We start from the raw sequence: 23,296 nt of genomic DNA on the forward strand, positions 1-23,296 counted from the left end.
CGCTGAAGAATTGTGTTTTCCGTCAGCAGGCCATCACCTAATACCAGACGGTCAACATCGTTGCTGTAGCTCATATCTTCAATAATGGTATCCTGTCCATCACCGGCATTAAACAGGTAGGTATCGCTGCCGTAATAACCGGTCAGCTTGTCGTTACCACTACCACCGACCAACGTGTCATTGCCGCTGCTGCTGTTCAGATTGTCGTTGCCGGCCCCGCCCCAGAGATAATCACTCGTGTCCTTTCCTTTGATAACATCATCACCCTCACCACCAGCGATCAGTAAGTCTCCACGGATCCCCAGACGCTCCCGCTCCTCCGCAAAAGCAGGCAAGTATGTCATCTGGTTATAAAAAACAGTGCGTACCTGTAAATAACGGTTAACATCATTCCGTTTTAAGTCAGCTAAATGTTCTTCGAATGCATGAAAATCCAATGTTAGCCCGCTCAAATCTGGTTTCACAGTTAAACTAATATAAGAAAAGTCTTCAACATAAAGGGTCTGTGATAGTAAGCAAGCTTCAACATAGGAGGCAAAATGGGTAAATTCATCCTCAAGCAATAATGCGGCATTAGGAAGAGGATCGACAGTCCCGTTAGTTCTATTTTTATAAGAACCCCCACTAGCAATCTCTATTACAGCCAGATGTCTTGCATCAATATTGTCCCCTCGACTATCGATAGCAACATCCTGTACCCCGGACCACAGCAGGATAATCTCCTCTAATAGTTCCTCTCCACTATTCTGGGGATCAACTACATAACGTTCTACTAATGTTTTTAGTTCCGGGTCCTTGGTCATCGCTACGTGCAAATCTGGTAAATTACCAAATCCGCGAATATAAGGGAGCATACGGATACTATATGGAATAACAATATCAAGCCCATAATTAGTATAACCTGAATTTATATCAAACCAGACATCAGCAGAGTCATTGACAGACTCATCACTCATAGTAATATTACTAACCTGTTTGTGCGCATTGCCTTGAGCATCAATATATGTAGAGTGATTATACTGCGTCCCAATGCTAATGATTCCAGCCTCTTCCAAAGATAGCAGCTCACCAGCATCAGCTTGCGCATTACCATTCTTATCCTGCCAGACATTAAGCTGCTGCCATGCAGCATCCATATTATTGATCAGTCCATCCTGGTTATCATCCAATTCTTGTAGTGCTATATAGCCATTTTCTGCCAGGGAGCCATCGCTGAGTTGAGTATTGTTACCAAATAACTCATTACCATTTTCAATTACTCCATTGGTATTCTTGTCAAATACCAATAAGCCATCATCGGTACCTACCCAGCCAGTACTTTCTGCAAACAGATTTCCGTCATGATCAAAAAACACGCCTGAATGGGAAGATCGAGTTTCAATGCCATCACCATCAAGATCTAAAATTATAGGAGAAGTCTGATCTGCTGCAGGTCCATTTGGGTCAGGCGTAATAAGCGGATTGTCTCCAGGAGGAAATATCTCATCGCCAGTGTTCTGGTCATATAAACCGTTTTTATAAATAGCATTTATAATTTGCTGAGCCATTACCTTACCAAGTAAGGCTGGAATTCCTGAGTCAGCGACAACGTTATACACCCCCAGAACGGTTATCACTCCAGCTAATTCAGGAGCAATACCAACAGAAACCATAGCGGTCGCTATTGATTCAGCCGCATCTACCCAGTCCCCTATAGTATCTTCACCATTGATAACTTTATCATATAATAAGGCAAGATCAATTATGCTTTTTACTACATCAAGTTTCTTATTTATATTCTCAATTGCAGCGTCTATATGAATATCATCAGCAATGCCAGGGTCCAGTTTTACAATCTTCGCTGCGTTTACATCTGCAACAATATTCAAACCATCACTAATACTCTGCATAACATCATCATAGAGGTCTTCTAAAGAATAACTTGATTTCGATTCAGCATACATTTTATTTTCTCGGGAAATGTTCATTGGCATTTTAAAACCTCAGACTAATTTTTAGTTATAAATTTGAGCCAAAGTTACGGACAGCATAAAAACACTAAATAAATCAACAAAGCATCAGTAACAGTGGTGTAAAACTTAAAATACAAACACATTTACGCCCAAATATTCACAACAACAATAAATCCACTGCAATATATGTTTTAAAGTGATGTGTTTTATAATTCGATTATTGATAAGATTTATATTTGTATTTTATATATTAAATAAAGCTGTAATGGAATGTATAATACATCTACTTACCATGAAAAATAAAGTCACTTTTCAATGCAGGCCAATTAATGGAAAGCTAGCAATCCAGTGGTCGGAGTACAACATATCCTTGTCCATCATCAGCATTTTAAACGGAATACCAACGAGCCTTCGGTATTATCAATGCCCCCCAAAGAGAGCATGCCCGTAGTCTTTCATCTTATTCTTTCTGAACTGACTCATCAGGAGATAACGCTGACTAATGCCGTTAACAAACGTTAACCTCCTCCCTCCACGAACCCATGATCTAGCTTATCGCTAGCATGCCTATCTTCTGCCATCTCTCCATGACCAATATCGTGAATCTGGTGGGTATAGCAGAACGCACTAACATGCTTTTCACTGCCCACCATAGAGGTGAGCAGTGCAATCCAAATTTTGAAGTACTGTCAAACTTTCAGGTGTTGATATCAGGACCGAGAAACAAGGAACAAATGCATAAAATAAAACATTTGCCATATCTATTAATGTTCTAACGTTAAATCGTCTACAAGATTTATTGCGGGATCATCTATTTCGTACACCTTTTTACTTAAACCATAGTCCTGAGGGTTGGATATACCATCAAACAAGTTATAGGAGCTAATTGAACCACCTTCGATACCCATCCACTCAGCCAAACCATTAACAAACATCAGGCCAGATTTCCTTGAGGTAACTACCGTCCTCTTGTCATCGTCAGATGATATTTTAACTAATGGAATATCATAATGGTATTTGCTGTTATAATTATTATTTAGCTTAATATCACCATTTATTTTTTGATGAGCCAAGCCATGATCTGAAAAATAAACAAGGGAAAATGTTCTTCCTCTATTATTAAACTTCAATATATTATAAGCTTCTTTTAAGAAATCATCCGTTTGTCTGATACTAGAAATATAGCATGCTATGTCGTCATTTATTTTTGAACGTGACTTATACCGAACACCCATGTTTTTAATTCTAGCACAAGCATTTGGATGAGACCCCATTGTATGCAGCACAATAAGTCGTTTTTTATTCGTACTTTTTGATAAAACGTTGGCTAATTTCCGTAACAGCACTGAGTCCTGTATGTTAGATTCATCGAATCCCTGAAATTTAGTGAAGTAGGAATACCCCGCATTTTTGGCAATGGCAGATACTGGAGAATCCCATTTACCAAACTGCCCCTGATTTGATAACCAATAGGACTCTATGCCTGCCTTGTTCACCATACCTATGATATTCTTGTTGTACTGTGGTAGCCAATTATGAGGATCCCCCTGTGTTAGCATCAAGCGTAAAGAGCCTATAGTATAGGTATCTCCTGATGTCAGACCATCAACAATAACGCCCTTCACACCGTCGAGAAATGGTGTATTACCCACAGGGTAACCATATACATGAAAATAATCTTTCCTGGCACTTTCCCCAATAACAAGAATATAGTCATCGTATTTTGTTTTGTCTGTCAGATGAATGTCACCCCAATTATTTTCGCTTACATACTTAGATAGTTCAGCCTGATCGGATTTCAAGTCATTAATAGAACCACTTGTTTTCTTGATAAAAACAAGGGCGCCAGAAGAGAGCGTCATAATAATCGCAATCAGCATAACATAAGTTCGGTTTTTAATAGGCCTTATCTTAAACTTACATGATAACAAATGTAATATATAAAAAAGAATAGGGATCAAAACTGAAACCGCATATGCGTCGTAGGATATCAACGTAAGAAATTCAAGGCTTTCCTGAATATCAGTAGCGAATAAAGATGACACATACTGGTAGGATGGGAAACCATAGGTGAATCCGACTGGAGCATACAAGGCAACAATAATTGATGCAGGAAGTGTAATCAGACAATATGATTTTTTAGACCCTAGTGTAAGGCTTATTAACAACAGAAGAATAATTACATTGCTCACCTTCGGATGAAAATCACCTGTTGCTACCAGGGTCAATACTGATAAAAGAAAAAGAAATACAAGAAGACATATTACAATTATATATGATTTATATTTTTTTAGCATGATTTTTTATGGTGAGTGGCATAAGTATTAATTATTTATATAGCGCAATTAATCCATTTTTTAAATGCATTTAACTTTTATCATCGTCATACCCCGCTCAATTAAAATGATGTTCTTCAACATAAGCTTCAATCAGTTTCCAATGTAATTAAAACAAACGTAAACAGCAAATGGCTTTACACGCCAGTACGTTTAACATAGATGCAATGATTAACATCACGCCATTCAATTTCTTAAGTAAATATCTAGCCTGTGAGATTAACGCCTGCTAATGCTGCCCATTAATAACCGCTCTGGTTGTAGTGTTCAAGGTTTTTGTTGAATAAATCAGACTTTTGCTGAGTGAAGGATTGGGATACGTATTACCCGACTACATTGGTCGCTTCGGGTACAAATGCAAATGTACAATTGATTAAATGAACCTGGTAATATTTACTTAAAGCGAATGAAAAGCAAGGGCTAGCAAACTACAATCTAAGAAACCTCTTCACCCAGAACATTTGACATTGTGAGAAAAGCAATAAGTAGCAAAAATAAAAACTCAACAGTCGACAATACCAAGCAAAAAGCATACCTTCACAATGAATACATACAGGTTATGTACATTATTAAAAACAATATTTCTATAAAAAATGATAAATTCAAAACCAACCACTAAGTATAAACATAACGTCCCTATCATTCATAACGATAATAAACGCCACTCAATACCAACAGCCATGCTACAGTGTAAAAACACGGTACAACGAGGAGCATGGTCGTGCCTGCATTAAAAATTACTTTACTACAGCAACCCCTCGTGTGGATGGACGGCCCCGCGAATCTGCGCCACTTTTCCCGGCAGATGGAAGGGATTACAGGGCGTGATGTGATAGTCCTGCCGGAGATGTTTACCACTGGCTTTGCGATGGAAGCGGCGGAACAATCGATGTCAGAAGATGAGGTTGTGGCCTGGATGCGCGAGCAAGCCGCGCGCGCCAATGCACTGGTGTGCGGGAGCGCCGCGCTACAAACCGGTCTCGGCGCGGTGAACCGTTTTCTGCTCGTTGAACCGGAAGGTCACGTCCACCGCTATGATAAACGCCACCTGTTCCGAATGGCAGATGAGCATCATCACTACGTTGCTGGTAACCAACGTCTGGTGTTGACGTGGCGAGGCTGGCGTATCCTGCCGCTGGTGTGTTACGACCTGCGTTTCCCGGTGTGGTCGCGCAACCGTAATGATTACGATCTGGCGCTTTACGTGGCGAACTGGCCTGCGCCACGCTCCGTACATTGGCAGGCGTTACTGACCGCGCGGGCAATCGAGAATCAGGCCTATGTTGCAGGATGCAATCGCGTCGGTACCGATGGCAACGGCCACCACTATCGAGGCGATAGCAGGATTATTACCCCGCAAGGTGAAATTCTGGCCACCGCCGAGCCGCATCAGGCAACGCGTATCGACGGTGAGCTTTCGCTTGCAGCGCTACAAGAATATCGCGAGAAATTCCCCGCCTGGCAGGATGCCGATCCCTTTGCGCTTGGTTGAAAGGTTTAGATAAACATCCGTACCGCACAATAAATCAGCAATGCCGCCAGCAACCAATTTAGCTGGCGGCCATAGCGTTGAAATACCCGCTGAAAAAGATGCCCCGCCAGCGCCCAGCAAACATTGCCAAATACCCCAATCACCGCCAGCAAAATGCTCACCCCTACCACCCAGTGCCAATCTCGCGTATAGGGCAGTACAAAAGTCGACAGCGCCGTGATGCCGTAAAGGATTATTTTCACGTTCACAAACTGTAGCCCACAGCCAGCCCAGAAGCTGACCGGCACTTGCCTGGCATTACCGCCACCTGGTGTGCTCATGGCGATACGCCAGGCAAGCCAGACGATATACATCGCCCCCACAATGCTCAGCCAGTGCGTCATCGTCGGGTCGAGTCTCACCAGAGAAAAGGTTAACCCCGCGCACAGTAGCATAATGGCTAAAAAGCCCGCCCCCATTCCAGCCAGCACTCGTGAGCTCTGGCGAAAACCATGGGTGGTGACAGCATTAAGCGCCAGAATATTATTCGGGCCGGGCGTTAGCGCGGTGATCAGGGTATAGGTAAAAAAAGCACTTATCAGGGTTGAAGTCACTTGTTATCTCCTTGGTTTTGCCCGACAGTACCCGAAGATAATTATTTAAAAAAATGAATGTTTTCTGATTAAGAATTCGAACTTATCGATAGATTGAGGTCACGATGGATTTACGCCGTTTTATTACGCTGAAGACCGTGGTGGAAGAAGGTTCGTTCCTGCGCGCATCGCAAAAACTGTGCTGTACACAGTCGACTGTTACCTTTCATATTCAGCAGCTTGAACAAGAGCTGTCGATGCAGCTTTTCGAGAAAATTGGTCGCCGAATGTGCCTGACCGCTGCGGGGAAAAACATCCTGCCGCACGTTTATGAACTGACTAACGTTATCTCCTCTATTCGCCAGGCAGCCCAACTGGACGCTGAGCCGACGGGGGAGCTACGCGTGGCGACAGGCGAAACACTTTTAGCCTATAAAATGCCGCAGGTTTTGCAGCGCTTTAAGCAGCGGGCACCGCAGGTAAAACTGTCGTTACAATCGCTGAACTGCTACGTCATTCGCGATGCGCTGTTGGATGATAAGGTCGATCTTGGGGTCTTTTATCGGGTTGGGAACGATCAGGCCTTAACAATGCGCCATTTTGGTGAGCAACCGCTGGTGCTGGTAGCATCCCCCGAATTTCATGGCTACGACTTCACCCGTCACGATCAGCACATTCCGGTGAGTTTTGTTATCAACGAGCCCCAGTGCATTTTTCGGCAGATTTTTGAAAGTACGCTTCGCCAGCGTGCGATCACCATGGGAAATACCATTGAGCTGTGGAGTATTGAGAGCATTAAACAGTGCGTGGCGGGAAATCTGGGCGTGTCGTTCCTGCCACGTTTTACCGTCGAGCGAGAGCTAGCAAGCGGTGAATTGCAAGAGCTCCCGTTTAGCCCAACGCCAATGAAAATTAGCGCCCTTTGCGCACACCATGCCGGAAAAGCCGTTAGCCCTGCCATGCAGGTGTTTATGGAGTGCATGGCAGAGATGTTAGGCAAAGAGGAGTAAGGGCTAACGCTGTTTGCCTACGCTATCCAACGCTTCCATGACTGGGCTAAGCAGATAACTCAGGATGGTGCGGGTTCCGGTGGTGATTTCTGCCGTCACCTGCATTCCTGGCTCCAGTCGCATCGGCTGGCCGTCAATCACCAGCGATTTTTTATTCAGCTCAATGGTGGCTTTGTAAACCAACCCCAGCTCTTTATCCTCAATGGCATCGGCGGAGAGCTTAATTAAGCGTCCTGGCACCCAGCCATAGCGGGTGAAATCGAAGGTATCGATCTTTACGGTGACATTCTGGCCGGAATGAAGGAAGCCGATATCGCTGTTGCTGACCATGACTTCAGCAGTCAACGTTTCGTTTTCCGGCACAATGCGCAGCAGCTCCTGTGGTGCATCTACCGCCGCGCCGCCATCACGAAAGAGTAACGCATCAACTATCCCTGAGACGGGTGCTTTCAGAGTGTACTGGGCTATCTGAGCAGAAAGCTCCTGAAGCTGCTTCTCCAGCACTCGGTTTTCGTGCTGCTTGTCTGAAATATCCTGCTCGACCTGCTGCATTTTTTCCGCGATACGTGCACGATATTCCGTCTCCGCCTGATGATAGCTGACGTCCATTTCTGTCAACTTCGCCTGCGCGCTTTCCAGTGTGTAGCGTGCCTCTGTAAGCTGCTTTTGCTTTTCCAACAGGCTGTCACGGCTGGTTAACTGTTTTTTATAGAGCGTCGCCAGTGCCTGATATTGCTCGTTATAAACTGGCAGCAGGCTTTCTGACTGCGCTTTTTGCGAGGCGTACCAAACCTTTTGCGCTTTCAGCACCGACATCTTGTCGCGCAGCACCGCTTTCTCCTGACGATCGTTTTCGGCCTCCGACATCAGCTGCGCCGATAGTTGCCGCGCCAGTGCCTCATCCTCCTGATAAAATATCGCCGGAAGTTTTTCCTCCGCCGGCTGATCCTGGTAGTGCTGGAGCAGCAGCGTCAGGCGAGCGATATGAAAACGGTTAATCTTCTGACGTAGGGCATTTTCTTCATACCGTGCGTCCAGCGCCCGGCTATTCAGCCGAATGAGTGGCTGACCTTTTTTCACTTTCATACCATCACGCACCAGCACGCTGTCTACTTCCGCCATCACCGCGCTGCTTACCGGGCGAGATAATTCGCTGACCACCACTTTGCCGCGACTGATCGCCACAATATCGATATCGCCGCACGCCGACCAGACCACTGCCGTGACCAGCAGCACCATAATCGTTCGCAGAATAATGCGGCCGACGGGAGAAGGCGGGGTTTCCTGGACTTCCAGGACGGCAGGCAAAAACTCACGATAAGATTCCTGCCTCATACCGTGGCCTCCTGAAGCGTATGCAGGTGCGCGTAAAGGCCCTGCTGTGCCAGCAGTTGTTGATGATCCCCCTGCTCAACGATCGCCCCCTTATCCATCACAATAATCCGGTCAGCCGAACGCAGCGCCGACAGGCGGTGAGCAATAATAAATACGGTACGGTTGTGGCAGATCTGGGCCATATTGCGCTGAATGATATGTTCAGATTCATAATCGAGAGCGCTGGTCGCCTCATCAAAAATCAATATCCTGGGGTCAGACATCAACGCGCGAGCAATGCCGATACGTTGTTTCTGACCACCGGACAAACGACCACCGTGCTCCCCGACCGGCGTATCGTAGCCCAGCGGAAACTCGCTAATAAAATCATGTGCCCCCGCGAGCTCTGAAACCGCAATCACCTGCTCCAGCGAGGCTTCAGGTACGGCAAGCGCGATATTGTCACGAATGCTTCCGCTGAACAGCTGCGTTTCCTGAAGCACGACGCCAATTTGTCGACGTAACCAGTGTGGGTCGGTTTGGGCGATATCGATCCCATCGATAAATATCTGCCCCTCTGAAGGGGTGCAAAGCCTCTGGATGAGTTTGGTCAGCGTGCTTTTGCCGGAGCCAGAGCGTCCTGCGATGCCAATCATTTCTCCAGGGCGGACGGTTAACGAGAACGCATTCACCACCGGCGCATTGCCCACCTGCCAGGCAAAAGTCACGTTGGTCAGTTTGACTGCGCCTTTAATTGTCATTAGCGTAGAACTGTTTTCCTGATGCTCTGTCGGCACGTTCAGAATATCGCCCAGCCGTCTGACCGAGACTGATACCTGCTGAAAATCCTGCCATAGCTGCACCACTCTTAGCACCGGCGCCGTGACCTGCCCTGCGAACATATTGAAGGCGATCAGCGCACCGACCGTCAGTTCGGCATCCATTACCTGCTGAGCGCCGTACCACAGGATAGCCACGCTGGTCACTTTGCTGACGAAACGAGAGATCTGGCTGGCAATATTGCCGAGAGTCTGGGTTTTAAAGCAACTGGTGACAAAAGCGGCGATTTGCTCATCCCAGCGACGGGTCATCAAATTTTCCACCGCCAGCGCTTTGACGGACTCCATGCCGGTCAGACTCTCTACCAGGAAGGCCTGGTTTCCCGCGCCCTGTTTAAACTGCTCATCCAATCGACGGCGCAATACGGGCGTGATAGCAATCGACAATAGAATATAGGGCACGAGCGATGCGATAACGATAAACGTAAGCGGCAGGCTGTACAGCGCCATTACGGAAAAAAACACGAGGGTAAAGAGAAGATCCAGGCACAGCGTCATCGCGCTGCCGGTTAAAAATTCCCGCACGGTTTTCAGTTCATGAACACGGGCGACAATCACCCCGGCCTGACGTTGCATAAACCAGGTCAGCGGCAGCGCTAGCAGGTGTTTATAAAGCAGAGAGCTTAGCGTTGCGTCAATACGCTGGGAAGTATGCGCCAACTGGTAACTGCGAAGACCATCAAGGATGACATCAAAGAGTGCGACCAGCAGCATTCCTAGCGCCAGCACGTCCAGCGTGGTGACGCTCTGATGGGTCAGTACTTTATCGACGACCACCTGAAAAAACAGCGGCGACACCAGCGCCAGCAGTTGAATAAAAAATGAGGCCAGCAGTACTTCGCCCATCAGTTTTTTATAACGCCAGAACGCGCTGGCAAACCAGCGCAGATTAAATTCGGTGGTTAATCTTTCCAGAGAAAAGCGCCGGGCAAAAAGAAATCCCGGATAGTGTGTGCCAGCATCGGGCTCGAATCGCTCTGGCGAAGCGGTCATATTACGCTGAATAAGCCACTCGCCCTCTTTAACGGCCAGGAGCAAGACATAACCTATATCCGGAATTTCAGCGATGGCCGGTAGCGGAATTTTATTCCCCAGAGAAAGATGGCGGACATAGCGGCATTTCAGTCCAGTTTCACGCACCGCGCGGACAAACTGCACGGTGATTTCATGATGCGCATCCACAGCATATTTTTCCTGCAATGCAGGAATATTTATCGCCATACCATAAAATTGTGCAATAGCAGAAAAACCCTGCCAAAGAGGCTGATAATTGGCCGACATCTTATTTCCTCATCCTTAAGCAATCATGCAGCCGACAGCGCAGCCGCTAATATCCATAACCTTTAATAGCTAACCAGTGAATTCACCGTGGTGCGGGCCGTTGCCAGCGTGGTATTTACCACCAAGCCAGCATCATCGTCATACTCCCCCCTGAAAAAGCCGCCATTTCCTGGCGTAGCAGGCTCATTGATACGGGCGTATCCGGCGACGCTGCAATCGGGAGGGGGATGTCATCCTCCAGGTAATTCAGTATGTCCTCCGGCAGCCAGTCGGTTCCATCTGCAAAGGTAATGTGCTCGACCTGGTATTTGGCAGCGCGGAAGAAATCATCAAGGGTGATGCTGTCGGTGCTGTTGCGGAAGGTGATAATCAGACTGTCACGGGCATTGAGCCCGGAGGTCTTTCTGCGCTGAATAATCACATCTTCCGGGTTAATGCCTTCGCCAAAGCGCAGGGTGTCGGCGTCACCGGCGTTACTGGTTCCCTCATAGAGATAATCTTTGCCATCTCCGGCATTGAAGAGATAAGTGTCGCTGCCGTAGCCGCCCTTGAGCGTGTCGTCGCCTTTATTTCCCCAGATATAATCATTCATTTTGCTGCCGCTGAATGTATTATTGCCATCATCGCCAAAGAATGATTGTTCTGAAGGTATACCTAATTGTTCGCGAACATCACTATAGGAAGGCGAATACTCGAATAAGGCATAGAATGTTTTTCTGAGATGCAGATATTCATTGACGTCAGTTAATTTTATCGACTCCAGATGAGAGGCGAAATCATCGAAATTCAATGTCAGTCCGCTGTAATCAGATTTCATGGTAAGGGAAATAGTTGCAAAGTCATCACGGTACAGGGTTTGCGATAGCAGCGATGCTTCAATAAAGTCAGAAAAGTGTTTATATTCATCTTCCAGCAATACCGCTGCGTTTTTAAGTGGATCAGTCGTGCCATTGACTTTATTCTGATAGTTTTCGCCAGTGGCTTTCTCCAGAACGCTGAGCCGACGGGCATCTATGTTTTCCCCGCGACTGTCTGCCGCGATATCGGCCACTCCCGCCCAGGTGAATATAATATCCTGTAACAGCGCCTGAGAATTTAACGGGTCTACAATATACTGTTCCACCATCGCCTGTAATTCCGAATTCAGGCTCATTGCCACATGCAAATCCGTCATATTGCCAAAGCCACGTACCCAGGGAAGCGCGCGAACAGACTGAGGAACGACAATATCCAGAGTGTAGCTTGTATAACCTTTATCCACATCGAACCAGACGTCTGCCGACTGCCCTTCAGACCCATCGAGATAAATCACTTCACCTGCCTGTTTATGGGCATTGCCTTGTTTATCAACCCATGTGCTATTTTTATAGTCTGTATCAATAGCGGCAATGCTGGCTTCGCTCAGAGACATTAATTCTCCGTCATCCACACGAGCATTGCCGTTACGGTCCTGCCAGACCTGAAGTTGTTGCCAGGCTTCGTCGCGACTGTTTAGCGTGCCATCACCATTGGTATCAAGCTCCTGCAATGCCTCATAGCCATTAGCCGCAAGGCTGCCGTTGCTGAGCACCGTATTATTGCCAAATAACTCATTTCCGGAGTCGATTTTGCCATTGCCATCTTTATCGATAACAAGTAAACCATCATCGGCGCTGACCCAGCCGGTGTTTTCGGCGAAATGGTTGCCATCGTGATCGAAGAAAATACCATCCTGGAGGCTACGGGTTTCGATGCCATCACCATCCAGATCCAGAATGATGGGGCTAGTGGTGGTTTCGGGGATGGACATGTCGGGACCTAAAGAAGGTTCATTGATATATCCTGGAGGCAAGAGCCATCCCCCAGTATCAGGATCTACCAAACCATATTTTTGTACAGCATTGAGATATCCCTTTGCCATTCCGACAGCAAGATCTGAAGTCAGAATTGATGCAATACCAAGCACTGTTGCGGTGCCAGCAATAATTGGGTTACCCGTATAACCGGCTATAATTAATGCAATATCCGAACTTGCGCCTAGCCAGTCACTAAGTGTGTCTTCATCCCTTGATATTTTATCAAAGAGCGTAGCAGCTGACACAACTGCACCAATTTTACCACTCACAACTTTAACGAATTGATCAGGAAGTTCAATCTTATACTTATTTAATAACTCACCAATTGTTTGAGCAACATCAGTTGTCGCTGCTATGAAATCTCTCGTAAGTGTATCTTCATTAGATTTAATTACTTTCAAATAATATACAGACAAATTCAATCCACTCATATTCCCCCCTTAAATTTAACAAACAACCTTCATTAACTACGTGAGCATGGGTAAATACCTAACAACCATCGACATATGTATTAAAATAGAAAGTATTATAGCCATCATCATTTTCGCTTTAAAATCAAAAAAAACAATTAATGATTCTTCTTTTCCAGTAGACGGATCTATCAATCTTTTTTTACTAAATATAAGAGGGATTATAAACAGTGTTACAACCAGCGCAAAAATAGCTGATGCAGTGATAGTCACTAGTGCTGCCGTAGAATGATCACCACCATCAAGACGGTCCGCCCTAAAGCCTGCAAGAAATGTAATTGGTAAAGAAATGACACCCATTATAACCGCTGATATTTTTATAAATCTCCACATAGGGCCTCCATAGATGCATAAAATCTATATGATAATATCTTTCAATCATTTACAACTTAATGATAATTACTAACTGACACTCCTACTTTTTAGGAAAAAATCCACTAACAGACACATAATATTGATACCGGTTTTAATATAAACCAAGCAAATATTACTAAATCCAATAGAATAAACAAACCACACAAGCAAAACTAAGAACATCTAATAAAAGTATTCAATACATTCTAAAAAGTAACATAAAGATAAAACAACCCAAGAATTAATATCTAAAATGAATATAAAAACCCACAACATCATTTTAACCAATGAATAAACCCATAGAATAAAATATTTTTGAATTGCACCCCAGCCTTCTTATTTTATTATTCCATACTCATAGTGTATCTGCAAAACAAATACTAAAAAGCTAAAATGCGAACTGCCGCCAACATCGTTTGACAGAACAATACGGGAAGAGAGATTGTAGGTATTCTGCATAATCGCGTCATGGACAACAAATCGTACACGCATGCCTTTCATTGCCCTATATAGGGAAAAGTTACTTTTAGATTTATACAATAATCTGACATTAATATTTGAAATGACAAACAAGGGAGAACTAATGTCCGACATATAATCTGCCAGAGACAGCTGTGTGTACTGATTGTCAAAAAGACCTTAAGCCACAAAGAGCTGTTGCCAATGAAAATTAGCACCTTTTGCGCGCACCATGCCGGAAAAGCCGTCAGCCCCGCCATGCAGGCATTGATGGAGGCGTTTCTGGGTGAGGAATAAAAAGTAAGGGGATAGAAACTACGAAAGCCCGAATCATTGCTGATTCGGGCTTTCTGAATAGTGGCGGAACGGACGGGACTCGAACCCGCGACCCCCTGCGTGACAGGCAGGTATTCTAACCGACTGAACTACCGCTCCGCTGTGTTCCCTTGGGAACGAGGCGAATATTACGGATTCCCCGGCAAACCGTCAACGCTTTTTCTCTACTTTTGAATCGTTTGCTGCAAAAATCGCCCACACGCTTATTTTCACAGCAAAAACAGCCGTTTTACGACCGCCAGAGGCAGCTTCCGCCCTTTTTCTGCACCAGGTCGAGGCGCGATTCATGATTTGCCAGCTCTTCATCAGTAGCATAAACCACACGTAGTTTACTTGCCGCACGCACAATGCGCTGAATACCGGCATCTCCGACCTGCTGCTGCGATTCGCCTTCCATCGAGAACTTAATCGAGGTCTGCCCACCGGTCATGGTCAGATAGACATCCGCCAGAATCTGGGCATCGAGCAGTGCGCCGTGCAACGTACGCTTGGTGTTGTCTATTTCATAACGTGAGCAGAGCGCGTCGAGGCTGTTACGCTTGCCGGGGAACATCTTCCTCGCCAGCGCCAGGCTATCGGTGACTTTGCAGAAGGTACTAGTTTTTGGAATACCGCGGTTGAGCTTACTAAACTCATAGTCCATAAAGCCGATATCGAACGATGCGTTATGGATAACCAGTTCCGCACCGCGGATGTAGTCCATAAACTCGTCGGCTACGTCGGCAAAGGTCGGTTTATCCAGCAAAAACTCATCGGCGATACCGTGAACGCCGAACGCCTCAGGATCCACCAGCCGGTCGGGCTTGAGGTAAACGTGGAAGTTGTTGCCGGTTAAACGACGGTTTATCACCTCGACGGCACCGATCTCGATGATCTTGTGGCCTTCATAGTGGGCACCGATCTGGTTCATACCGGTGGTTTCGGTATCCAGAACGATCTGTCGTGTAATTGCAGTGCTCATATCAGTCATTTATGTCAGACTTGCCGTTTAACTTTGATTGCAGATACAGGAAGTCTACCAGAGATGCTTAAACAGGTAGAAATTTTCACCGATGGCTCTTGCCTCGGTAACCCAGGTCCGGGTGGTTATGGTGCCATTCTACGCTATCAGCAGCGGGAAAAAACCTTCAGCGAAGGTTACCGTCTGACGACCAATAACCGCATGGAAATGATGGCGGCTATCGTCGCGCTTGAAGCGCTCAAAGAGCCATGCACCGTGGTGTTGAGCACCGATAGCCAGTATGTTCGTCAAGGGATCACCCAGTGGATCCACAACTGGAAAAAACGCGGCTGGAAAACGGCGGATAAAAAGCCGGTGAAAAACGTCGATCTGTGGAAGCGCCTGGACACGGCGCTCGGTAAGCATGAGATTCGTTGGGAATGGGTTAAAGGCCACGCCGGTCACCCGGAAAACGAACGCTGCGATGAGCTGGCGCGTACGGCGGCCAACTCACCAACGCACGACGATGTTGGGTATCAGCCGGAGGCTTAAGCGTCCGGTTTACGGTACTGTCGCGTTGCCCCTACGGCCTGCTGAATGCGGCTTTTGGCTTTATTCTGCCGCATCGGGTTAAGCGTAAGCGGAAACGTCCGCTTACGCGCTACGATCACCTGCAGGCAACCCAACGCCGGTAAATGTGTGCTGAGCAGCGTCCCGCCCTGTTTCGCCCAGGGAAGCACCTGAAACCGGCTTTGGTGCATCACTTCAAAATTCAGTAGCGCCAGCCAATCCAGTTGACGCATCAGGGTAAACATCCGGCTATTGTAGGGCGTCGATTTACGCAGCACCGGAACCAGTTTACGCAGCCCCATCAGGCTCATCGGGTTAAAGCTGGTGATAATCAGCCAACCATCGTCAATAAGCACGCGGTCAGCTTCACGCAGCAGGCGATGAGGATCGCTGCACCAGGGCAGTGTGTGCGACAGCAGGCAGGCATCAACGGATTTCTCCGCAAATGGCAAATGCAGGGGATCTGCCTTCACCTGCATCGGGTTGCCTTCCAGCGAAATATTGACCTGATGGGAGATAGCGCAAGCTTCAGTGTTGATCTCAGCGCTGAGGTTTCCCACCTTGAGCAGGTGAAAACCATACAGTTTTCCCAGCCAGGGTTTCAGTTGACGATCGATAGCCTCGCGATAATATTCACCCCAGGGCATTTGCGCCCACGAGACAGGCGCCGAGACTGTTTGAGGTATCCTTGCCGGTTTCATCACAACCTTCCCTACGCGTTTAAGAGGTAACAAATGAATCTTAACAGTATTCCAGCCTTTCAGGACAACTACATCTGGGTTCTTAATGATGAAACCAGGCGTTGTTTAATAGTCGATCCGGGTGATGCCGCGCCGGTGCTTGAGGCAATCAAGGCAAACAACTGGCACCCAGAGGCGATCCTTTTAACGCATCACCACAACGATCACGTCGGCGGCGTTGCCGAACTCGTTAAGTCTTATCCGAATATTGACGTTTATGGCCCTAAAGAGACTCACAACAAAGGGGCAACAAAAATTGTGTCCGACGGCGACCAAATTCACATCCTCAACCAGGATTTTCACGTTTTCGCCACGCCGGGCCACACTTTAGGACATGTCTGTTTCTACAGCGCCCCGTGGCTTTTTTGCGGAGACACCTTGTTTTCCGGGGGCTGCGGCCGTCTTTTTGAAGGCACGCCAGCCCAGATGTACCAGTCGTTGCAGAGCATTAACACGTTGCCTGAAGAGACGTTAATTTGTTGCGCTCATGAGTACACGCTCTCCAATATGAAGTTTGCGCTGAGCGTTTTACCGCATGATTTGTTCATTAACGAATACTATCGAGAAGTGAAGGAGTTACGCGCGAAAAAGCAAATGACACTCCCCACAACTCTGAAAAAAGAGCGTCAGATTAATCTCTTTTTAAGAACGGATGATATTGATTTAATTGATGAAATAAGCAAAGAAACAAAATTGCTACAATCTGAGCAGCGTTTTGCATGGTTACGGTCAAAGAAAGATAACTTCTGATACTTCCGGGTTGCGTTTTCGAAAGTTCGTCGTTATTATCGGTCGTCTTTTAAGCAACTATTGACACACACATGAAGGCAAAAGCGATATTACTCGCCTCTGTCCTGCTCGTGGGTTGCCAGGCTTCACAGCAAGGTAACGTCCAACAGCACGCACAGAGCCTTTCTGCGGCTAGTCAAGGGGAAGCAGGTAAGTTCGCAAGTCAGGCACGTTGGATGGACGATGGGACATTCGACATGCAGGACCAGGATTTGTGGGCTTACATTGGCGACGAGCTAAAGATGGGAATCCCGGATAACGCCCGGGTTCGCGAACAGAAACAGAAGTACTTACGAAATAAGAGCTATCTCCACGATGTAACTTTACGGGCAGAGCCGTATATGTACTGGATAGCCGGGCAAGTTAAGAAACGTAACATGCCAATGGAACTGGTATTACTACCCATAGTGGAGAGCGCTTTTGACCCGCACGCAACGTCTGGTGCCAATGCCGCAGGCATTTGGCAGATCATTCCGAGCACAGGGCGAAATTACGGTCTGAAACAGACCCGCAGTTATGACGCACGTCGTGATGTCGTTGCTTCCACAACGGCAGCACTGGATATGATGCAGCGCCTGAACAAAATGTTCGATGGCGACTGGTTATTAACCGTAGCAGCGTATAACAGCGGCGAAGGCCGTGTAATGAAAGCAATGAAAGTGAACAAGGCCCGTGGTAAACCCACCGACTTCTGGTCACTGCCGTTGCCTCAGGAAACGAAATTATACGTACCTAAGATGCTGGCCTTGAGCGACATCCTCAAGAACAGCAAACGCTATGGCGTTCGTCTGCCTACCGCAGATGAAAGCCGTGCACTGGCGCGCGTACGCGTTGATAGTCCAGTAGAGATCTCACAGCTGGCCGATATGGCAGGAATGCCTGTCAGCAAGCTGAAGACCTTTAACGCGGGCGTCAAAGGCTCTACGCTCGGTGCAAGCGGTCCGAAGTACGTGATGGTGCCACAGAAACATGCGGATCAGCTGCGTGAGTCCCTGGCCTCCGGTGAGATTGCCGATCTCCAGCCTACGCTGGTTGCCGACAACACGCCGATGACCAGCCGTAGCTATAAGGTACGTTCAGGTGACACGCTGTCAGGTATTGCCTCACGTTTAGGCGTGAATGCAAAAGACCTGCAGCAGTGGAACAACCTGCGTGGCAGCAATCTGAAAGTCGGTCAGAGCTTAACGGTAGGTGCGGGCAGCAGCGCTGCACGTCTTGCCGATAACAGCAGTATTACGTACCGCGTACGCAAAGGTGATTCGCTTTCGAGCATCGCCAAACGGCACGGCGTGAACATCAAAGATGTGATGCGCTGGAACAGCGATACGGCCAATCTGCAGCCGGGCGATCAGCTGACGTTGTTTGTAAAAAACAGCGACCGTCCTGATTCCTGATAGGTAACTCATAAAAAAGGCACCGTTTCCCCCGGTGCCTTTTTTATTTCCCTCGCCCTATTTTCCCGGGCTAAATTCCACAATCAGCGGATTATGATCGGATGCGCGGGTCACCAGAACCGAGGCGTCAGCCACGCTTAGCCCGCGATAGAACACAAAGTCTAACGGACGACCAAATGCGCGACGGCGCTGGTCATCATCAAAACGAACGGGACGCAGCGACATATCGCGCGCAAACCGGTACAACGCATTCATCCGCGGACGGCTCCAGGCGTTAAAATCTCCCGCCATAATCACCGGGCCTGTGTGCTGGGCAATCTGTTCTCCAATAGGCATCAGCTGTTTACTATAGACATCCACGCCGAGGCTAAAGTTAACCGCGTGAATATTGACGACCATCAGCAGGCGCGCGTCGGGAAGTGGGTAAACGGTCACTAACGCTGATTTTGCTAACCGTAGTATCGGCTCGCGTTCGCGCAATGGACAACAGTAAATAGGATGAGCGGCGGACAGCGTCATCACGCCTGAAGGGTGATGCGGCAGCGCAAAGGCGGGAACCTGATCGGCGGCAAGATAGTTAGTGGTCGCAAACTTCACCAGCTCAGGCGTCGTCTGCGCTTCCTGTAATAGGACCAGATGGGCATCTTTACCGAACTTATTCAGCACCGACAGCCATTCAGCCCGCTGCTGTTTAAAGATGTTCCACACCAGGATACGAATGTTCTCTTCCGTGCTTAACGGCTTACCCACCGAGAGTGCCTGGCTAATGCTGGTATAAGCGCCGGGAGGAGGCAGAATCCGCTCCGCTGGCTGTCCGGCAATATAGCGCATGGCGTAGGTATTTTTTCGCACTTTCTTTTATAACCTCAATAACGAAAGAACCCGCCTGATTCCAGGAAGGTTCTTCTGTTATAGGGGCTTTTGCCCGCGGTTTCAACGCTATTTGTGATAAAGCTGCGTGAACTTCTGTAAGCGCTTGCTTACCCTTCAGCCTTAGCCTAATGCGACGCGTGCAGGTCTATCCAGGCGACCGCTCAGGCCGGTCAGCAGCAGTGCAACCACCACGATCAGCGCGCCAATCCACGGTGTTTGCGCCAGACCATAATGCTCTACCGTTTGACCACCAACGACGGAACCGATAGCGATGCCGACGTTAAAAGCGGCGATATTCAGGCCAGAGGCAACGTCGACCGCAGCCGGAGTGTACTGCTCTGCTTTTTGCACCACATAAACCTGCAAGCCCGGAACGTTACCGAAGGCAAAGACACCCATCACGAGGACGGTGGCCAGAGCCGCGTACTGAATTGATGCCGTAAACTGGAAAACCAACAGCAGTGCAGCCAGTGCCGCGAAAATAAACTTCAGTGCGGGTACTGCGCCGTGTTTATCGGCCAGTTTACCGCCCCAGATGTTCCCAATTGCTACCGCCACACCATAGCCCAGCAGGATCCAACTCACCGCGCCTGGCGTAAAGCCAGCCAGGTCCTGCATCATCGGCGCCAGGAAGGTAAAGGCAGTAAAGACGCCGCCATAGCCTAACGCGGTAATGGCGTAAATCATCAGCAAGCGTGGGTGAGTCAGTACTTTCACCTGTTCAGCAAGGCTTGCTGGCGCACGCCCTGGGATATTACGTGGGATAAGCACCGCGCTGGCAATTAGCGCAATCACGCCGAGCAGAGAAACGGCGAGGAAGGTTTCCCGCCAGCCGAAATGCTGACCAATGAACGTCCCCATCGGTACGCCGGTCACCAGAGCAACGGTCAAACCGCCGAACATAATAGCGATTGCCGACGCCGCCTTATCTTTAGGTACCAGGCTCGTTGCAATCGTCGACCCAATGGAGAAGAAAACGCCGTGGGCCAGGCCTGTCAGCAAACGCGCGACGACCAGAGTGGCATACCCGGGCGCTTGCCAGGCCAGCAGGTTCCCGATGGTAAATAGCACCATCAGCGCCAGCAGCAGCTGTTTTCGCGGCAGTTTGCCGGTCAACGCGGTTAATACCGGCGCGCCGATGGCTACGCCCAGAGCATAAATAGAAACCAGCATCCCTGCGGAAGGCAGAGAGATGGCAAGCTGTTCAGCAATCGTCGGGACCAGGCCGACAATCACAAATTCGGTTGTGCCAATTGCGAAGGCACTGATCGTTAAGGCTAGAAGCGCCAGCGGCATAATTTACTCCACATCATCAGTATTAAGATGACACGTAGTATGCCGGGGTGTTTAAATAACAAAAATATTCAAAATCTCAATAGAATTTTGCTTCAGGTGCAATAATGAGAGCGACATCAGAAGAAATAGCCATTTTTGTGGCGGTAGTGGAAAGCGGCAGTTTCAGCCGTGCCGCCGAGCAGCTTGGGCAGGCCAACTCGGCGGTAAGTCGGGCGGTGAAGAAGCTGGAATCAAAGCTTGGCGTGAGTCTGCTTAACCGCACTACGCGCCAGTTGAGCCTGACCGAAGAGGGAGAGCGTTATTTCCGCCGTATGCAGGTTGTGCTACAGGAGATGGCGGCTGCCGAGAACGAGCTGCTGGATACGCGTAACACGCCGCGGGGCCTATTGCGCGTGGATGCTGCCACGCCGGTGATGCTGCACTTCCTGATGCCACTGGTGAAGTCTTTCCGCGAACGTTACCCGGAAATGACGCTTTCGCTGGTCTCTTCCGAAACCTTTATCAATTTGATTGAGCGTAAGGTTGATGTCGCTATCCGCGCCGGTACTTTAACGGATTCCAGCCTACGCGCACGTCCACTGTTTAGCAGCTATAGGAAGATTATTGCCTCGCCGGAGTATATTGCTCGCCACGGTAAACCAGAGAACGTTGTCGACCTCAAAGAACATCTTTGCCTTGGCTTTACCGAACCGTCTTCACTGAACACCTGGCCTGTTTACTGCTGTGATGGCCAGTTTATGGAAATTAGCAGTGGAATTTCGTCAAACAGCGGTGAGACGCTTAAACAACTGTGTTTGCACGGTAACGGCATTGCCTGCTTGTCGGACTATATGGTGGATAAAGAAATTGCTAGCGGGGAGTTTGTTGAGCTGCTGGCTGATAAACGTCTGCCGGTGGAAATGCCTTTTAGCGCCGTGTATTACAGCGATCGTGCGGTGAGTACGCGCATCAGAGCGTTTATTGATTTTCTCAGCGAGTATGTGAAAGACAACCGGTAATAGGCGTCGGCGTAAACGCCTCGCCCGGGCTACCAGAGGGTGCAGCCCGGGTGAGTTGCTTTAGCTACTTGAGGGTTGTAGCCCGTTTATCGCATCATTAGTCCCACTCTGGAGCCAAGCCTTCTGGGCTGACCAGGCGGTCGTTGCAATCCAGGGCAGCAATCGCTTTTTTATCATCGGCATCTAATTTCAGATCCAGCGCCAGCAGGTTACTCGCCAGGTTTTCACGCTTGGTTGAAGATGGGATCACCGCATAGCCTTCACCCATTGCCCAAGCCAGAATAACCTGCGCTGGCGTCGCATTGTGTTTCTTCGCAATTTCAGCAATCACCTCATCTTTCAGCGACTTACCGTAGGCCAGCGTCATATAAGAGGTGATGTGGATACCATGCTCTGCCGCCCAACCCACCACCTTACGGTTCTGCAGGTAAGGTGACAACTCAATCTGGTTGGTCGCAATATTTTCGACGCCAACGGCAGAAATAGCGCGTTCCATCAGCGGAATAGTGAAGTTGGAGATACCAATCTGGCGCGTCAGGCCCTGCTGTTTCGCTTCCAGCAGCGCAGCCATGAATTCTTCAACCGCCACAGCGTCATTTGGAGACGGCCAGTGGATCAGCGTCAGGTCAACATAATCGGTACGTAGCTTCTCCAGGCTCTCTTTGAGGCTAGCGATCAGCTTGTCTTTGCCCAGGTTTTCAATCCAGATCTTAGTGGTGATGAACAGCTCATCACGCGCGATGCCGCTTTCCGCAATCGCCTGACCAACGGCCGCTTCGTTGTCGTAGATCTGCGCGGTATCGATGGTGCGGTAACCTAGCTCAAGGGCGGTTTTAACGGATGCGATAACAACGTCATCTTTCAGGCGGAAGGTGCCAAGGCCAAGTGCAGGGATTGTCATGATTTTCCTCTTTATTTATCAATATTGGTTAACGAAAACCATTATGACGAGCGAGAGGATCGGGAAAAAGATCGTTTAATGCAGAGGATTTTTGCTAAAACAGCAATAATTAGACAGCAGAAAAAGAAAAAGCCCTGAGCAATTATGCTCAGGGCTCTTAATAAGTGGCGGAACGGACGGGACTCGAACCCGCGACCCCCTGCGTGACAGGCAGGTATTCTAACCGACTGAACTACCGCTCCACCGAATTCTTTGTCACTACCCGGATTATTCATCCCGGTTTACTGCAATTTGATGCCTGGCAGTTTATAAATCACTACGTGATTTACCCTTCGGGCCGTTGCTTTGCAACGTTCAAAAGCTTTCGCTTTTGTCCTACTCTCTGTCGAGTAGTGAACTGCCTCGAATATTAGTGCCATACTTCTAAATTGATGCCTGGCAGTTCCCTACTCTCGCATGGGGAGACCCCACACTACCATCGGCGCTACGGCGTTTCACTTCTGAGTTCGGCATGGGGTCAGGTGGGACCACCGCGCTACAGCCGC

At 48.2% G+C, this 23,296-nt stretch carries 16 protein-coding genes, 2 tRNA genes, 1 rRNA gene and 2 pseudogenes; 6 read left to right on the forward strand and 15 right to left on the reverse strand.

The window, feature by feature from the left end; translation table 11 throughout:
- Positions 1-1,973 (reverse strand): annotated as a pseudogene (locus RDN66_RS18270) (hypothetical protein); the annotation flags it as partial.
- Positions 1,974-2,716: 743 nt separating this feature from the next.
- Positions 2,717-3,832, reverse strand: a complete 1,116-nt coding sequence (locus tag RDN66_RS18275; protein ID WP_248537657.1) for a phosphoethanolamine transferase — start codon at positions 3,830-3,832, stop codon at positions 2,717-2,719.
- Between the two features lie 1,177 nt (positions 3,833-5,009).
- Between RDN66_RS18275 and RDN66_RS18280 the strand changes: the two genes are divergently transcribed.
- A complete protein-coding gene (locus RDN66_RS18280; RefSeq protein WP_202216420.1) occupies positions 5,010-5,780 on the forward strand; it encodes an amidohydrolase in 771 nt (256 codons plus the stop codon).
- A 5-nt stretch (positions 5,781-5,785) separates the two neighbouring features.
- Here the strand turns inward: RDN66_RS18280 and eamB are convergent, their stop codons facing one another.
- Entirely contained in the window at positions 5,786-6,373 is a 588-nt protein-coding gene (gene eamB / locus RDN66_RS18285) for a cysteine/O-acetylserine transporter (protein WP_202216421.1), read from the reverse strand.
- Between the two features lie 104 nt (positions 6,374-6,477).
- Between eamB and RDN66_RS18290 the strand changes: the two genes are divergently transcribed.
- Positions 6,478-7,362, forward strand: coding sequence for a LysR family transcriptional regulator (locus RDN66_RS18290; protein ID WP_202216422.1), 885 nt, complete (start codon positions 6,478-6,480; stop codon positions 7,360-7,362).
- Positions 7,363-7,365: 3 nt separating this feature from the next.
- Here RDN66_RS18290 and RDN66_RS18295 read toward each other — a convergent pair whose 3' ends face one another.
- From RDN66_RS18295 to dnaQ, 6 genes are all read right to left on the reverse strand, one after another.
- Entirely contained in the window at positions 7,366-8,697 is a 1,332-nt protein-coding gene (locus tag RDN66_RS18295; protein ID WP_202216423.1) for an HlyD family type I secretion periplasmic adaptor subunit, read from the reverse strand.
- Positions 8,694-10,796 carry a type I secretion system permease/ATPase gene (locus tag RDN66_RS18300; protein WP_202216424.1) on the reverse strand — a complete coding sequence of 701 codons (2,103 nt, stop codon included), beginning with the start codon at positions 10,794-10,796 and terminating at the stop codon, positions 8,694-8,696. Before RDN66_RS18300 ends, RDN66_RS18295 begins: the two co-directional genes overlap by 4 nt.
- Before the next feature lie 115 nt (positions 10,797-10,911).
- Positions 10,912-13,062 carry a calcium-binding protein gene (locus RDN66_RS18305; RefSeq protein ID WP_308538097.1) on the reverse strand — a complete coding sequence of 717 codons (2,151 nt, stop codon included), beginning with the start codon at positions 13,060-13,062 and terminating at the stop codon, positions 10,912-10,914.
- A 36-nt stretch (positions 13,063-13,098) separates the two neighbouring features.
- Positions 13,099-13,434, reverse strand: coding sequence for a hypothetical protein (locus RDN66_RS18310; protein WP_202216426.1), 336 nt, complete (start codon positions 13,432-13,434; stop codon positions 13,099-13,101).
- Between the two features lie 838 nt (positions 13,435-14,272).
- Positions 14,273-14,349: transfer RNA gene (locus tag RDN66_RS18315), tRNA-Asp, on the reverse strand.
- A 130-nt stretch (positions 14,350-14,479) separates the two neighbouring features.
- Positions 14,480-15,211, reverse strand: coding sequence for a DNA polymerase III subunit epsilon (dnaQ, locus tag RDN66_RS18320; RefSeq protein WP_202209139.1), 732 nt, complete (start codon positions 15,209-15,211; stop codon positions 14,480-14,482).
- Here dnaQ and rnhA point away from each other — a divergent pair.
- Positions 15,165-15,742: pseudogene (gene rnhA / locus RDN66_RS18325) on the forward strand (ribonuclease HI). The gene dnaQ and the pseudogene rnhA sit on opposite strands and share 47 nt — an antisense overlap.
- Here the strand turns inward: rnhA and RDN66_RS18330 are convergent.
- Positions 15,739-16,461 carry a class I SAM-dependent methyltransferase gene (locus RDN66_RS18330; RefSeq protein WP_035894468.1) on the reverse strand — a complete coding sequence of 241 codons (723 nt, stop codon included), beginning with the start codon at positions 16,459-16,461 and terminating at the stop codon, positions 15,739-15,741. The pseudogene rnhA and the gene RDN66_RS18330 overlap by 4 nt on opposite strands.
- A gap of 33 nt (positions 16,462-16,494) precedes the next feature.
- Between RDN66_RS18330 and gloB the strand changes: the two genes are divergently transcribed.
- On the forward strand, positions 16,495-17,250 hold the full coding sequence (gene gloB / locus RDN66_RS18335; RefSeq protein WP_202216427.1) for a hydroxyacylglutathione hydrolase: 756 nt from the start codon (positions 16,495-16,497) through the stop codon (positions 17,248-17,250).
- A gap of 71 nt (positions 17,251-17,321) precedes the next feature.
- Positions 17,322-18,683: a murein transglycosylase D gene (gene mltD / locus RDN66_RS18340; RefSeq protein WP_035894470.1), complete on the forward strand. Its 1,362-nt coding sequence runs from the start codon at positions 17,322-17,324 to the stop codon at positions 18,681-18,683.
- Between the two features lie 57 nt (positions 18,684-18,740).
- Here the strand turns inward: mltD and RDN66_RS18345 are convergent, their stop codons facing one another.
- Complete coding sequence (locus RDN66_RS18345; RefSeq protein WP_035894471.1) at positions 18,741-19,535, reverse strand: endonuclease/exonuclease/phosphatase family protein; 795 nt, start codon at positions 19,533-19,535, stop codon at positions 18,741-18,743.
- Positions 19,536-19,676: 141 nt separating this feature from the next.
- Positions 19,677-20,852 carry an MFS transporter gene (locus RDN66_RS18350; RefSeq protein ID WP_202216428.1) on the reverse strand — a complete coding sequence of 392 codons (1,176 nt, stop codon included), beginning with the start codon at positions 20,850-20,852 and terminating at the stop codon, positions 19,677-19,679.
- Between the two features lie 104 nt (positions 20,853-20,956).
- Between RDN66_RS18350 and yafC the strand changes: the two genes are divergently transcribed.
- Complete coding sequence (gene yafC, locus RDN66_RS18355) at positions 20,957-21,850, forward strand: DNA-binding transcriptional regulator YafC (protein WP_202216429.1); 894 nt, start codon at positions 20,957-20,959, stop codon at positions 21,848-21,850.
- 97 nt (positions 21,851-21,947) lie between these two features.
- Here yafC and dkgB read toward each other — a convergent pair whose 3' ends face one another.
- The 3 genes from dkgB to rrf form a co-directional block, all read right to left on the reverse strand.
- Complete coding sequence (gene dkgB, locus RDN66_RS18360; RefSeq protein ID WP_202216430.1) at positions 21,948-22,751, reverse strand: 2,5-didehydrogluconate reductase DkgB; 804 nt, start codon at positions 22,749-22,751, stop codon at positions 21,948-21,950.
- 165 nt (positions 22,752-22,916) lie between these two features.
- Positions 22,917-22,993 (reverse strand) — tRNA-Asp (locus RDN66_RS18365).
- A gap of 191 nt (positions 22,994-23,184) precedes the next feature.
- A 5S ribosomal RNA gene (rrf, locus tag RDN66_RS18370) occupies positions 23,185-23,296 on the reverse strand; the annotation flags it as partial.

Source organism: uncultured Kluyvera sp., assembly GCF_902485085.1.
Classification (GTDB): Bacteria; Pseudomonadota; Gammaproteobacteria; order Enterobacterales; family Enterobacteriaceae; genus Kluyvera; species Kluyvera ascorbata.

Excerpts from the sequence above, each read along its gene's own strand:
- RDN66_RS18275 (WP_248537657.1), bottom strand. The coding sequence starts at position 3,832 with ATGCTGATTGCGATTATTATGACGCTCTCTTCTGGCGCCCTTGTTTTT.
- RDN66_RS18290 (WP_202216422.1), top strand. The coding sequence starts at position 6,478 with ATGGATTTACGCCGTTTTATTACGCTGAAGACCGTGGTGGAAGAAGGT.
- RDN66_RS18295 (WP_202216423.1), bottom strand. The coding sequence starts at position 8,697 with ATGAGGCAGGAATCTTATCGTGAGTTTTTGCCTGCCGTCCTGGAAGTC.
- RDN66_RS18300 (WP_202216424.1), bottom strand. The coding sequence starts at position 10,796 with ATGTCGGCCAATTATCAGCCTCTTTGGCAGGGTTTTTCTGCTATTGCA.
- RDN66_RS18305 (WP_308538097.1), bottom strand. The coding sequence starts at position 13,062 with ATGAGTGGATTGAATTTGTCTGTATATTATTTGAAAGTAATTAAATCT.
- RDN66_RS18310 (WP_202216426.1), bottom strand. The coding sequence starts at position 13,434 with ATGTGGAGATTTATAAAAATATCAGCGGTTATAATGGGTGTCATTTCT.
- dnaQ (WP_202209139.1), bottom strand. The coding sequence starts at position 15,211 with ATGAGCACTGCAATTACACGACAGATCGTTCTGGATACCGAAACCACC.
- RDN66_RS18330 (WP_035894468.1), bottom strand. The coding sequence starts at position 16,461 with ATGAAACCGGCAAGGATACCTCAAACAGTCTCGGCGCCTGTCTCGTGG.
- gloB (WP_202216427.1), top strand. The coding sequence starts at position 16,495 with ATGAATCTTAACAGTATTCCAGCCTTTCAGGACAACTACATCTGGGTT.
- mltD (WP_035894470.1), top strand. The coding sequence starts at position 17,322 with ATGAAGGCAAAAGCGATATTACTCGCCTCTGTCCTGCTCGTGGGTTGC.
- RDN66_RS18350 (WP_202216428.1), bottom strand. The coding sequence starts at position 20,852 with ATGCCGCTGGCGCTTCTAGCCTTAACGATCAGTGCCTTCGCAATTGGC.
- yafC (WP_202216429.1), top strand. The coding sequence starts at position 20,957 with ATGAGAGCGACATCAGAAGAAATAGCCATTTTTGTGGCGGTAGTGGAA.
- dkgB (WP_202216430.1), bottom strand. The coding sequence starts at position 22,751 with ATGACAATCCCTGCACTTGGCCTTGGCACCTTCCGCCTGAAAGATGAC.